Below are 12,588 nucleotides of genomic sequence, written 5' to 3'. Positions count from 1 at the left end.
GGCGGGCAGTACGCTGCACAACAAGAATGTGTTCTGGGCGATTTCGGGGGCTTTGCACTCGGCGCCGCCGATGCGCGGCTCCGTACTCCGGGGAGCACATGACGACCCGCGGGAGGCAACCGTGACGCGACAACATGCGGCACAGCGCTCCGTCGCCACTCCGGACGGCCGGCGCCTCGCGGTGGAGACGTCCGGCTCGCCGGACGGGCCCGCGGTCTTCCTGCTGCACGGCACACCGGGCAGCCGCAGCGGCCCCCGCCCGCGCGGCATCGTCCTCTACCGCCTCGGCGTGCAACTCGTCTGCTACGACCGACCCGGTTACGGCGACTCCTGCCGGCACGAGGGTCGCCGGGTGGCCGACGCGGCGGCCGACGTGGCGGCGATCGCCGACGACCTCGGCATCGAGCGGTTCGCGGTGGTGGGCCGCTCCGGCGGCGGACCGCACGCGCTGGCCTGCGCCGCGCTGCTGCCGGACCGGGTCACCCGGGCCGCCGTGCTGGTGGGGCTCGCCCCGGCCGGCGCACCCGACCTGGACTGGTACGCCGGCATGTCCGAGACGAACGTCGAGGACTACGGGCGGGCCGACGAGGACCTGGCCGAACTCACGCTCAACCTGAAGGTCCGCGCGGATCAGGCCCGGCGGGACCCGATGACGCTGCTGGAGTTCCTCCGCCCCCAGTTGCCCGAGGCGGACATCCGGGTGGTCGACGACGTCGCGATCCGCCGGCTGCTGACCGACATGTACGCCGAAGCGGTGCGGCACGGCCCGGAGGGCTGGATCGACGACGTGCTGGCGATGCGGCGGGGCTGGGGGTTCGACCTCGGCGCCATCCGGGCGCCGGTCCGGCTGTGGCACGGCGAGCAGGACCGCTTCTCCCCGGTGGAGCACTCCCGGTGGCTCGCCGCGCAGATCCCGCGCGCCGAGGTCCAGGTGCAGGCCGGCGCCGCGCACTTCGGCGCGGTGGAGATCCTGCCGCAGACCTTGGCCTGGCTGGCCACGCCGGAGCTGGCGGCCAGCCCGCAGCTCTGACCCCGAGCCGACGGCCACGGCGGCGGCCCGGACGGCCGGACCGCCCACCGAGCCGCCTCCCGCCCCCGGTCAGAACGAGTGCGGGTCGATCACCCGGACGACGAACCGCCGCTCGCGCAGGGTCTGCACGGTCGGATGCTCCTGGCCGATCACCTCGGCCAGCCGGTCGGCCACCGCGGCGACGGCCTCCGCGGGAGTGCCGTCGTCGACGCGCCTGGACACCAGGGCGAGATCACCGAGGCAGCGCAGCGTGTCGGGATGATCCGCGCCGATCACCTGGGACAGCCGGTCGGCGGTCTCCCGCAGCCGGTCCCGCGCCGGCACCCACTCGCCCTCCTCGGCGAGGCACACCGCCTGGTTCACCTCCGCCGCCAGGGTGTGCGGGTGATCGGGGCCGAGCACCTTACGCAGCTCGCCGGCCGCCCGCCCGGCCGACGCGCGCGCCGCCGACCGGCGACCGACCGCACGTTCGGCGGCGGAGATGTTGCTCAACGTCGCCAGGGTGTGCGGGTGCGTGGCGCCGAGGCGCAGATCCTCCTCGTACGCCTGGACGACCGCGGTCATCTCGGTCAGCGCCCGAGCCGCGTCGCCGACGGCCAGCAGGTTCGCCGCCCGGCTCGACCGGCACGCCACCGTGTCCGGGTTGTCCGGCCCAAAGCGTTCGTCGAGCTTCCGGTAGGCGGCCTCGAACATCGGCGCGGCCTCACCCGCCCGACCGGCGCTGCGCAGCGACACCGCCAGGTTGACCTGGGCATTGAGGGAGAGTCCGTCGTCGGGCCCCAGCACCTCGCAGTACGCGTCGTAGATGGTGCGCAGCAGGCTGGCCGACCGCTCGTACTCGCCGGCCTCGCGCAGGTCGCTGCCCAGGCGGACAGCGGAGACCAGGGTGTACGGGTTGGTGGGGCCGAGCACCAGTCGCCGCCGCTGGTGCACCTCGTCGTCCCACCGGCGGGCCGACCGGTAGTCACCGACCAGCCGGTACGAGACGGCGAGGTTGTTGGCCGCGCTCAACGTCCGGGGGTGGTCCTCGCCGAACACCTGCAGCCAGGAGGCGTAGGTGGACCGGTCCCGCTCCAGCGCCTCGGCGTACCGGCCGAGGGCGCGCAGGTCACCGGCGAGACTGCCGGCGGTCATCAGACTGTGCGGGTGCAACTGGCCCAGCAGCCGGCGCTGCTCGGCCAGCACCGCCTCGTCCAGGTCGCGGGACTCGTCGAACCGGCCCAGGCTGCGCAGGATGTTCGCCCGGTTGAACCGCAGGTGCAGCAGTTGTCGGCCCAGCGCCGTGGCCTCACCCTCGTCGTCGAGATCCCGCAGCCGCGCCGACCAGGTGTCGTCCACCTGCTGGCTGAACGCGTCGGCCTGCTCAAGGCCGCCGCGCTGCCACAGGTAGCGGACGCGGTCGATCAGCAGCTGGCACACCGACTCGTCGGGGCAGGTCACCGCCTCGGAGACCTCCAGGTGCGGCCAGAGCATGCGCAGGCGGGGCCAGGTGGTCGGATCGTCCACGTCGCCGCGCGGTCGGGACGCGGCCAGCACCAGGTGCACCTGGTGCCGAGCGGTGACGATCTCGTCGTCGGTCATCCGGTCCCGGACCACCGCCTGCAACAGCCGGTGCACCTGGACCCGACCACCCTGCACGTCCAGTTTGAGCAGCGCCAGCCGGTTGATCTGCTGGATCAGGGCGCCGCGCACGAGCCGTTCCGACACCGACGGGTCGAACGGCACGAGGGCGGACGCCATCTCGTCGCTGTAGATCAGGTCGAGGGCGATCTCCGGAGCCAGCACCGAGCAGAGCTGCAACAGGCGGTACGCGGCGGGCGCCTGGTCGTGCAGCCGGTTCAACGACAGGTCCCAGGTGGCCTCCACGGAGAGCGCGCTGGGGCCGTGCCGCTCGATCTGCCGCAGGTAGTCGGCGACCGACGTGCCGGTGTCGGCGAGCCAGGCGCCCGCGGCGGCCACCGCGATCGGCAGGTCGCCGAGCGCCTCGGCCACCCGGTCGGCCTCCTCGGCGCTGATCGTGGGCACCCGCTGAGCGAGGTGGGCGACGCTCTCCGTCCGGTCGAAGACGTCGACCTGGATCGGGTTCGCCCGGTCACCCCAGGCGCGGTTGCGGGAGGTCAGCAGGACGTGCCCGGGCCCCTGGGGCAGGAACGGCTCGATCTGGTCGAGTTCCTCGGCGTTGTCGAGCACCACGAGCCACCGCTCGTACGGCTCGCCCCGGCCGAGCACCTGGAGCACCGACCGGACGGTGTCGGGCAGGGTCGGCCCGGTGGCGATGCCGAGCCGGGTGGCCAGGTCGGCCAGGGCGGTGTCGACGAACTGCGGCGGGTCCGCGACGATCCACCAGACCACGTCGTAGGCGGCCTTGAACCGGTGCACGTACTCCAGGGCGACCTGCGTCTTGCCCACGCCGCCCATGCCCTGCAGCGCGACCGGCAGGACCACCGCGCTGCCCCCGCTCTGCAACTGGGCGCGCAGTTGCGCCAGGTCGTCCTCGCGGCCGGTGAACCGGGCGTTCCGGTTGGGCGCGTTGAAGATCAGCGGCTCGGCGCCGGGGTAACGGGCACCCCCGCCCGCCGGGCCGTCCGCGGGCGACGGCACCGGCCGGCCGACCAGCCGCAACACCCGCTCCACCGCCGTCGCGGCGCTCACGTTGACCAGGTTGGTCGAGCTCTGGGCCGGGAACTCCGCCAGCGGGCGCAGATCGGCGACGTACACGGCGAGGGCCGTGGAGCCGGTGCTGGTGTCGCGGGCCGGCAGGCCGCCGGACGGCGTCGCCACGTAGGCCGGCGAGACCACCGTCAGCGTGCGCGGGGCGGGCGTACCGGCGGACCCGACGGCGGACGCCGGATCCACCACCCGCATCCCGGCCGAGCTGAGCACCCGCTCCAGCCACTCGGCCCAGATGGCGTCCTCCGGGGCGCAGCGGAGCACGATCTGGTCGTCGATCGCCTCGGTGCGCCGGCGGAAGCGGGCCTTGCCCCGTTCCCGCACCGACTCGTCCATCACCGGCAGCGCGGTCACCGCACCGTCGGTGAGGATCCCGGTCAGCGTCTCGAACGCGGACAGCAGCGACGTCGGGGAGCCGGGCGGGTCGCCGAACGTCGCCAACGTCTCCTCGTACGCGTAGAACGGCCGGTACGGGACCTCCACGGCCGCCCAGTACCGGCGTCGCTCCGCCTCGGTCATGCCGGTCGGCAGCCCGGCGAACCGGCGCATGGCCAGCAGGCGGCCCGCCTCGGCCCGCTCCTTCTCCGCCTGATCCACCCGCATCGGCACCGGCAGGACCCGGATGTCCCGCCGCCGGTAGCGGTCCCGCACCGAGTGGGCGACCCGGGCCGCGCCGTCGATGCCCTGGTCGCTGAGGGTGAAGCAGTCGACCAGGGTGTCCGGCAGGTGCAGGGTGCAGATGTCGGCGACGTCGCTCAGCCCCGTCCGGCTGTCGATCAGGGTGAAGTCGTACTGCCGCTTCATGTCCGCCCGCAGCGCCTCGAAGAACTGCGCCCCGCCCAGCCGGTTGTAGAAGTTGTCCCAGTCCAGCCCGCTCACCGAGACGGCGTAGTCGCTGTTCTGCCGGCCGGCGGAGAGGAAGTCGAGACCGCCGCCGTCCGGGAAGGTCCACCGCAGCGAGAACGCGTGGCGGCCGACGCGGGCGTACTGCTCCATCCACCGCTCCGGGCGGTCGTCGGCCCGGGTGGTCTCCCACTCGTAGTCGCGGATCAGGTCGATGACGCCGCTGGTGCCCTGGATCGCCTCGGCGTCGAGAAAGGGGTGGAAGAAGCGGTGCAGGCCGGGTGACTCGAGGTCCCAGTCGGCGACCAGTACCCGCCGTCCGCTGGCCGCCAGGATCCAGGCCACGTTGGCCAGAGCCATCGTCCGGCCCGTTCCACCCTTGAACGAGTAGAAGGTGACGACCTGACCTTCACGATCGTTGCTCATTGGTTCTCTCCGTGGGGACGCGGTGTCACCGGATCATCGGTCGGGGACGCGGGGTCGGCCGGGTTCGCCGGGCCGGGCGGCACGTCGCGCAGGCTGGGCACCGGCTCCGGCGGCGGAGGGAAGGCGACGACCGGGGCGTGCTTGAGGAACTGGCGGCGGGCCTCGGTCACCAGCGCCGGCATCAGGTCGACGAACTCCCGCATGGTGCACGCCCGCTTCACCTGGGGCAGGCCGGCGTCGTGGAGCAGCTCGGTCACCTCGGTGGCCCACCGGGCGCCGTCGGGCGCTTCGTCGTCGGTGACCACGAGCGGGACGACCCACTCCCGCAGGCCGTGCAGCAGGCCTTCGAGGGTGCCGAGCGCATCCGGCGCCGCCATGATCCACGGGTCGACGAGCAGCACGGCCGGTCGGCGATCGAGGAGCCCGGCGGCCTGCGCGAGATCCGCCGTGCGGGCCGACAGCCCGAGCCGCTCGGCCGTGCTGGCCGCGTACTCGGCGGCGGGCAGCTCCTGCCGGCTGCCGTACGGCCGCCAGAGCCGGCCGCTGGCGTCGTAGCCGGCGGGATCACGGTCGACCGGCAGGCGGTCCCGGGTGGGGGCCAGGACGGCGACGACGAAGTCCGGGTCGGTCGGCGCCGGGCGGGTGACCTCGTCCAGGCCGGGTGCCCGGGACGGGCCGAGCGGCCGCCGCTCGGCGGTGTGCACGATCCGGCCGGCCAACCGACTCAGCAGGAGTTCGTACTGTGCCCGGTAGGAGGCCAGCATGCAGAGCGCGCGCAGGCCGTTCTCGGCGTACTCCGGGACGTCCCGGCCCAGGTCCAGGGCGCCGTCCAGCTCCGGATGGGTCTCCCACGGAGGGAAGGGGATCCACAGCACCGGGGTGAGGTGGCCGGCGGCGGCCCTGGCCGGCCCGGCGGCGGCCAGCCGCGCCCGGAAGGACTCCTGCTCCCCCAGCGCCCACGGCCGGCTGAAGTAGCCGGGCGAGTAGAGCGGGACGAAGACCTCCGCGTCACCGAGCGCCTCCGCGAGGGCCGCCTTCCAGTCGGCGCCCAACGGGATGTGCTGGTCGAAGAACCCGATCCGCATCCCGGCCACCGGCCGCGCCTGGCGGGTCACCTCCGCGGCGAGGTCGGCGAAGAACTGGCCGACCCAGACGTCGGAGTCGGCCCGCGCGCCCTGCCGCGGCGCCGAGTGGGCGTAGCTGAGGAAGAAGTACGTCCCCCGGGCCGCCGCCCGGCGTCGGCCGGCCGGCGGGCTCATCCCGGTTCCTCGGCGAACCGGTTGCACAGCTCGTCCACGCTCGACGGCACCCACGGCTCCACCAGGTACGACCGGTGGATGGCCACGATCCGCTGCGCGAGCCGCCAGACCACCGCCCGATAGGCGTTCTCCCACTGCATGGTCAGCAATCCGTAGACCCCATCCCGCTGGTAGTGCGCCGCGATGTCCGGATCCGGCATCGCGGTCGGGGAGAACCGTTGGATGTCGCGGAGCACCCGTGGCAGTGGCGTGCCGTTCGTCGGCGACCAGGTGACCGGCACGATCGCCGTCTCGTGCGCCGAGGCGGCACCGGGTCGCGGGACGATCCGGCGGCGGGAGAAGGCATCCCACTCCCGGCCACACCAGTCGCTGCCGAGCAGCGCGCTGGACACGAGCGGAACGAAGACCTGGCAGGTGCCGGCGGCCTGGAGCAGCTCCGGGCTCCAGCGTTCCCCGCCCGCGATGGAGCTGTCCAGGAAGCCGGGGTCCACCCCGGTCACCGGGCCGACCAGTTCGCTGACGTGAACCGACAGGTCCTCGTAGAAACGGGAGACGTACTCGGCGGGGTTTCCGGTGGCCCGGCGGACCGGCGCCCGGGAGTAGCTAACGAAGAACAGCGGGGCACGCGTGCCGGAGGGCAGGTCCACTGTGGTCACCGCAGGCCCTCCGCCCTCCCCACGCGGCCGGACCATCAGCGTAGACCCCACGTCAACGTCCGACCGTCAGGCGGTTCGCGGCGAACCAACCGACCGCGAAGTCCACAGTGGCGCGCAGCGGCAGCAGTCGTGCTGGCGCCCCGCCGACGCGGCCCTGCCGGACGAACGGCTCGCCGTCGAGCGCGGCCCCGACGTTCGGGAAGTCGCTGTCGTCGAGATCGAGGGCGCGGAAGTCGAGGCGGACCCGACGGCCGTCGACGAGCCGGAAACAGTGGTAGTCCCGTTCCGGCGGCGGCACCGGCAGGCGGTACTCGGCCAGGTGCAGCGCGCTGCACGCCTCGTAGCCGAGGCCGAGCAGCAGGATCTGCCCGTCCGCCGCGTACAGGGCGCCCACCGGTGAGCGTTCGCCCAGGTGGCAGTCGAGGTCGTGGCCGTCGGTGAGCTGCCGCGCCCGGGGACCGAGCGCGGCGAACGAGGTCTGCGGATGATCGCTGCGCTCGGCGCCGGGGGCACACCGGACGAACTCGGCGAGCGCGCCCATCCGTTGCGACGGGGTGGTCCGGCGGTCCCAGCCCGGCAGGGCCGCCTCGTACCGGGCGAGCTGCGCCGCGTCCAGGCCGGCGGTGGCCGCCAGGTAGGTGCGGGAGGTGGTCGAGTTGCCGTCGGTCTGGGTGGGCACCAGCAGTGTGCCGGCCGGGCCGAGGACGTCGCGCAGCGCGCCGGCGAGCGTCGCGGGACCGTGCTCCAGCGGGCCCAGCCGGCGTAGGCCACAGTGCACGAGGAGGCACGCCCCCGCGCGGACGCCCAACGCGCGCAGGTCCGCGGCGAGGCGGGACCGACCCAGCGCGGGCAGGCGGGGCGTCTCATCCGGGCCCGACACGGATCTCCTCCAGGGCGTGCCGCATCCGGCCGACGAACCGTTCCCCGGCCGGGGTGAGCGTGCGGCTCGCCAGCAGAGCGTCGGCGCCGTCCCGGGTCCAGGACAGGTAACGGGCCGCGTGCGCCGACGCGTCCCGGTGCTCGGGCCGGTCGGCGTCCGCCCGGGACCGCCACACCCGGGTGACCGCCAGGTGCGCGTACACGCCCTGGAGCACTCCCTCCGGCGGCCGGGGGTCGGGGCGCCAGGGCACCCGGATCCGGGGGGCCGCGCTCGACTCGACGAGGTCGTACAGGTCGAGCACCGCACCGAGCTTCGCGTGCTGCCACTCGTGCACGAGCAGCACCGCCATCGTCTCCGGGTCCGGGATGGGGGTGACGGCGACCGCACCGAAGGCGCCCCGGGCGGTGGCGCTCCGCAGCGGTCTCGCCGGGTCGGGGGCCAGCGGCACGACGGTACGCAGACCGGCGTCGAGCGCCGCCGCGTGGGCCGGCACGTCACGGTGCACGACGCGCCAGGCGTCGGCCAGGACACGGCCCAACGCCCCCGTCGCCGCTTCGTCCAGGCGGGAGGCGACCGGTTGGCCGTAGCAGTCCCGGTACGGGTCGCCGTCCTCGACGAGCAGGTGGCGATCGGGCACCGGCACACGGCGCGTGGGCCGCCAGCCGGTCGGTGCCGGCCCGGCCGGATCGAGGGCCACCACCTGCTCCGCCGGCCCGCCACCGACCCGGAACCCTCCCGGGAGGACGGTCACGTCGGCACTCTCGCCGCTGCCGCTCGGCACCACCAGGCTGCCGAGCGTGGGCAGCGTGATCGTGCCGGCCCGCACCGGGACGCTCAGCGCTGTCGCAACGCCGGCCCGGAGGGCGGCGACGGTGGCGAGGGCCGGTAGCGGGTCGACCGCCCGGGCCGGCCCGGACCGGGTGGACGGGCCCAGGCAGTGCACCAGCCACGGGCGGACGAAGGAGTGCGTCAGGACCGCCCGTACCGCGTCCGGTGCCGTGCCGTCGAGGTGAGCGAGCAGCTCCCAGGCGGCGGTCGGCCCGGTCCTCTCCCGCCAGGCCGCCAGCAGCGCCCGGGTGATGGAGAGCTGGGTGGCGGCGAGCAGAGAGAGGACCTGCTCCGACTCGTGCCCGGCCGCCAGCTCGTCCAGCAGCTCGTCGACCGGCGAGTCGTCCCGCTCGGGTGGTGCGCGGTGGGTGGCGTGGCCCGATGGCGGGTACGCGGCCACCGTGTCGATCAGGCGGCGCAGATCGGCGCAGTACACCGAGGGGTTGTCGAAACCGGAGCCGGTCCGCCAACGATGGGCGTACAGGCCGCCGCCGCACCGGTCGACGACCGGGCAGGCCTGGCAGATGGCACTGAGCCCAGCCACGCCGGCCTGCCGGACGGCGACCCCCGGATGCCGGGCGGCCTCATCCACCGAGTGACCGAACACGTCGAATCCGGTGCCGGCCGCGCCGTGGTACGCGGTCTTCAGCGAATCGACCTGTTCCCAGGTGCCGTCGGCCTCGACCACGAGCACGTCGGCCGGGGCGAGGCCGAACGCCTCGGTGCCGCCCCCACCCGGGCGCAGGGCCTCGAACAGCCGGATCGACACCGGCCGCCCGTCGTCCACCCACCGGCGGTGGATCCGCCCCAGCCAGTCCGCGTACGGGGTGGCCGTGTCGCCGGGGCGGTCCGGGGGGCGGTCCCAGGTGGCGTGCGGCAGCAACAGGTCGACCCGGGGCGGGTGTTCGGCCAGCAGCGCCTCGTAGACCCGGTCGGGATCGTTGCGGACGTCGACCGTGCAGAGGATGCCGGCGTAGCTGGCGCGATGAGCCGGGTGACGGAGCAGGGCCAGAGCCCGCCGGACGTGGTCGTGACTGCTGCCGCCGTGGGCGAACACCCGGTGCCGGTCGTTGGCGGCGCGGTCGCCGTCGAACGACACGCCCACCTTCACGTCGTGGTCGACCAGCACGCCGCACAGCTCCTCGTCGAGCAGCACGCCGTTGGTCTGCATCCGCAGGTCGAGCTGCGTCCAGGGCGCGATCTCGGCCCGCAACGCGGCCACCACCTCGCGCAGCCCGGCAGCACCGAGCAGCAGCGGCTCGCCGCCGTGCAGCACCACGTGCACGACCGGCAGCTCGTGCTCGCGGGCGTGCTCGGCGATCCGCTTTCCCGCGGCCCGGACGGTGGCCGGTGACATCCGGACCGGGCGGCCACGCCAGGTCTGGTCGGCGTGCTGGTAGACGTAGCAGTGGTCGCAGCTGAGGTCACACCTGCTGTGCACCTTCAGCACGAACTGGCTGATCCGCCGGCAGGATCCGCCCGAACCGGACGAACCGCACCGGCAGACCATCGATCAGATGGACGAGTTGAACGCTGCGACGGGAACGGCGCCGGAGGGCGTCGACTCACCGGCGAGGACGCGCTGCCGAACCGTCGCGACCAGGTCGGCGTGCTCGACGGAGATCCGCTCCAGCGGGGTGTGCAGGCTACGCGTCAGATCGTCGAGCGCGGGACGGGATGGGCGGGTGGGGGCGTGGTCCACAATGAGTCTCCGGGGGCCCGGGGCGCGGGAGCGCGAGCGGCGACAATGGCTCGAAAGGCTCTGGTCCGTGACCAGGATAGACAAATATCGACCAAGTGTCACCGTCGGTACAGCCGCCGGCACCTGCGGTGGCAGCCGGGGCGTCGACAGAGAAGACGAGGAGTGCCACATGTGCCGGAGCATCAAGACGTTGCGTGAGCCGTTCACCCCTCAGGTGACCGACGCGGACATCGAGGCGGCGGCGTTGCAGTACGTCCGGAAGATCTCGGGCTTCCGGGCGCCCGCCGCGCACAACGCCGCCGCGTTCGACGCCGCGGTGGCCGCCGTGACCGAGGCCACCCGCACCCTGCTCGACCAGCTCGTGGTCCGGGGCGCCGGGGCCGCGGACCGGGCCGCCACCGCCGCCAACTGACCGGCGGCGGGCCACCGCAGACCGGGCCGGCCGGGCCTGACCGGGGTCAGGCCGCGGCCAGCGCCGGAGCGACCGTGTCGGGCGCCCAGCGCGAGCGGTGGCACTGCGACCAGCCCCGGCAGCCCGGGTCGGCCAGGGTGCAGAGCCGCTGCCTGCTGAGCACCTCGCCGTCGTCGGTGTCCCGGATGTCGAAGTGCACCGGGCGGACCGTGCCGTCCGGGGTGACCAGCAGGTGCCGGCCGGCGTCGAGCGTGTCGTCGCGCAGCAGGCAGTTGCGGTCCAGCAGCCGGGCCAACGCGGCGATGCTGGCGTGCTCGGAGAGCCGCTCCGGCACCCCGTAACAGTCCACGATCGTCGCGAACTCCCCCGGCGCCTGCCAGACGTCGCAGACCACCGCGTACGCCGGCAGCCGGGCCGGGTCGGCCACCGCCAGCGGCATCACCACCCGGCCGAGCGCCTCGGCCAGCGCCGGGTAGACCTCCACGGGTCGCACCCGTTCGATTCTCCAGTTCCACAGCTCGGTCATTCCGCCTCCTCGCTGCGTTCGTCCCACCGGCCTCCGGATCGGGCCTTACTGACGATGGTGGGGGGCATATGACCTCAGCCGGGGGCAAGTTACCGGTCTGTGACCATTCCGGGCAAAATTTCCTGAGCACCAATGCTCGGAGTAGCGGGAAGGTGACAGTTTATCGGGTATGGTGCGCCGTCCGCACGTTCGGCGACGCGTGTTCCGGCGGCGGCGGCGCGGGTCGAGAGCCGGTCAGCGCAGAACGACCAGGTGCTCGCCGCGCGGCAGCAGCTCACCCACCACGGGCGCTCCCGGCACCTCACCGGCGACGAGCAGGCCGCCGGAGGTCTGCGCGTCGGCCAGCAGCAGCCGCTCGCCCTCGTCCGCGGCGCCGAAGTCGGTCCACGGGGTGACCCAGTCCAGGTTGCGCCGGCTGCCGCCGCTGACGTACCCGTCGCGCAGCGCCTCCCGCGCACCGGTCAGGTAGGGCACCCGCGCCGTGTCGATGGCCACCGTCAGCCGGCTGGCCCGAGCCAGCTTCGAGGCGTGCCCGAGCAGGCCGAACCCGGTCACGTCGGTGCCGCAACGGACGCCGGCCGCGACCGCCGCCCGGGCGGCGTCCCGGTTGAGCGCGCTCATCGTGGCGACCGCCTCCGGGAAGACCTCGCCGGTGGCCTTGTGCCGGGTGTTCAGGACACCCACCCCGAGCGGCTTGGTCAACGACAGCGGCATCCCGGCCCGGCCCGCGTCGAGGGTGATCAGCTCCTCCGGCCGGACGGTGCCGGTGACCGCGAGGCCGTACTTCGGGCCGTCGTCGTCCACGCTGTGCCCGCCGGCCAGATGGCAGCCGGCCTCCCGGGCCACGTCCTGGCCTCCCCGCAGCACCTCGCGGGCCAGCTCCAGCGGCAGCACGTCGCGCGGCCAGCAGAGCAGGTTGAGCGCGACCAGCGGGACGCCGCCCATCGCGTACACGTCGGAGAGCGCGTTGGCCGCGGCGATCCGCCCCCAGTCGTACGCGTCGTCGACCACCGGGGTGAAGAAGTCGGCGGTGCTCACCAGACCGGTCCGCTCATCCAGACGGACCACCGCCGCGTCGTCGCCGTGGTCCAACCCGACCAGCAACTCCGCGGTGCCGGTGGCCGGGCCGAGACCGGCCACCATGATCTCCAACTCGCCCGGAGGGATCTTGCAGGCACAGCCGCCGCCGCGCGCGTACCGGGTCAGGCGTACCGGTTCGGTCATCCCCCTATGATCTCGGCAACGCGCCGCCGACGCCACCGCTGCGGCCCGCGTGGTGACCGGAATCGGACTCGCCGCAACGATCGTGACCGGTGTTACCGCTCCGTGACCCGCCGAGTTGCGTTCCGCCACATC

General features: G+C 74.0%; 10 protein-coding genes. 2 read left to right on the top strand and 8 right to left on the bottom strand.

The window, feature by feature from the left end; translation table 11 throughout:
- Positions 1 to 121 precede the first annotated feature (121 nt).
- Positions 122 to 1,030, top strand: coding sequence for an alpha/beta hydrolase (locus AB0K07_RS06785; protein WP_363751596.1), 909 nt, complete (start codon positions 122 to 124; stop codon positions 1,028 to 1,030).
- A 69-nt stretch (positions 1,031 to 1,099) separates the two neighbouring features.
- On the opposite strand, the gene fxsT is transcribed toward AB0K07_RS06785, so the two are convergent.
- The 6 genes from fxsT to AB0K07_RS06755 all read right to left on the bottom strand — a co-directional run bounded on the left by fxsT (position 1,100) and on the right by AB0K07_RS06755 (position 10,294).
- Entirely contained in the window at positions 1,100 to 4,969 is a 3,870-nt protein-coding gene (gene fxsT / locus AB0K07_RS06780; RefSeq protein WP_363751594.1) for an FxSxx-COOH system tetratricopeptide repeat protein, read from the bottom strand.
- A complete protein-coding gene (locus tag AB0K07_RS06775) occupies positions 4,966 to 6,228 on the bottom strand; it encodes a TIR-like protein FxsC (RefSeq protein WP_363751592.1) in 1,263 nt (420 codons plus the stop codon). Before AB0K07_RS06775 ends, fxsT begins: the two co-directional genes overlap by 4 nt.
- Positions 6,225 to 6,884 (bottom strand): TIR-like protein FxsC, encoded by a 660-nt coding sequence (locus AB0K07_RS06770; RefSeq protein WP_363751590.1) that lies wholly within the window; start codon positions 6,882 to 6,884, stop codon positions 6,225 to 6,227. Before AB0K07_RS06770 ends, AB0K07_RS06775 begins: the two co-directional genes overlap by 4 nt.
- 52 nt (positions 6,885 to 6,936) lie before the next feature.
- Positions 6,937 to 7,764, bottom strand: a complete 828-nt coding sequence (locus AB0K07_RS06765; protein ID WP_363751588.1) for an AAC(3) family N-acetyltransferase — start codon at positions 7,762 to 7,764, stop codon at positions 6,937 to 6,939.
- Entirely contained in the window at positions 7,748 to 10,042 is a 2,295-nt protein-coding gene (locus tag AB0K07_RS06760; RefSeq protein ID WP_363751586.1) for an FxsB family cyclophane-forming radical SAM/SPASM peptide maturase, read from the bottom strand. Before AB0K07_RS06760 ends, AB0K07_RS06765 begins: the two co-directional genes overlap by 17 nt.
- Positions 10,043 to 10,105: 63 nt before the next feature.
- Positions 10,106 to 10,294 (bottom strand): hypothetical protein, encoded by a 189-nt coding sequence (locus AB0K07_RS06755; RefSeq protein ID WP_363751584.1) that lies wholly within the window; start codon positions 10,292 to 10,294, stop codon positions 10,106 to 10,108.
- Positions 10,295 to 10,463: 169 nt separating this feature from the next.
- Between AB0K07_RS06755 and AB0K07_RS06750 the strand changes: the two genes are divergently transcribed.
- Positions 10,464 to 10,706 carry a DUF2277 family protein gene (locus AB0K07_RS06750; RefSeq protein ID WP_363751582.1) on the top strand — a complete coding sequence of 81 codons (243 nt, stop codon included), beginning with the start codon at positions 10,464 to 10,466 and terminating at the stop codon, positions 10,704 to 10,706.
- 46 nt (positions 10,707 to 10,752) lie between these two features.
- Here AB0K07_RS06750 and AB0K07_RS06745 read toward each other — a convergent pair whose 3' ends face one another.
- Together AB0K07_RS06745 and selD are read right to left on the bottom strand one after the other, a co-directional pair.
- Positions 10,753 to 11,232: a hypothetical protein gene (locus AB0K07_RS06745; RefSeq protein WP_363751580.1), complete on the bottom strand. Its 480-nt coding sequence runs from the start codon at positions 11,230 to 11,232 to the stop codon at positions 10,753 to 10,755.
- Positions 11,233 to 11,466: 234 nt separating this feature from the next.
- A complete protein-coding gene (gene selD / locus AB0K07_RS06740; protein WP_363751578.1) occupies positions 11,467 to 12,456 on the bottom strand; it encodes a selenide, water dikinase SelD in 990 nt (329 codons plus the stop codon).
- Positions 12,457 to 12,588 lie beyond the last annotated feature (132 nt).

The organism is Micromonospora sp. NPDC049301 (assembly GCF_040678715.1).
Classification (GTDB): Bacteria; Actinomycetota; Actinomycetes; order Mycobacteriales; family Micromonosporaceae; genus Micromonospora.
This window is presented reverse-complemented; position numbering and strand designations above follow the sequence as displayed.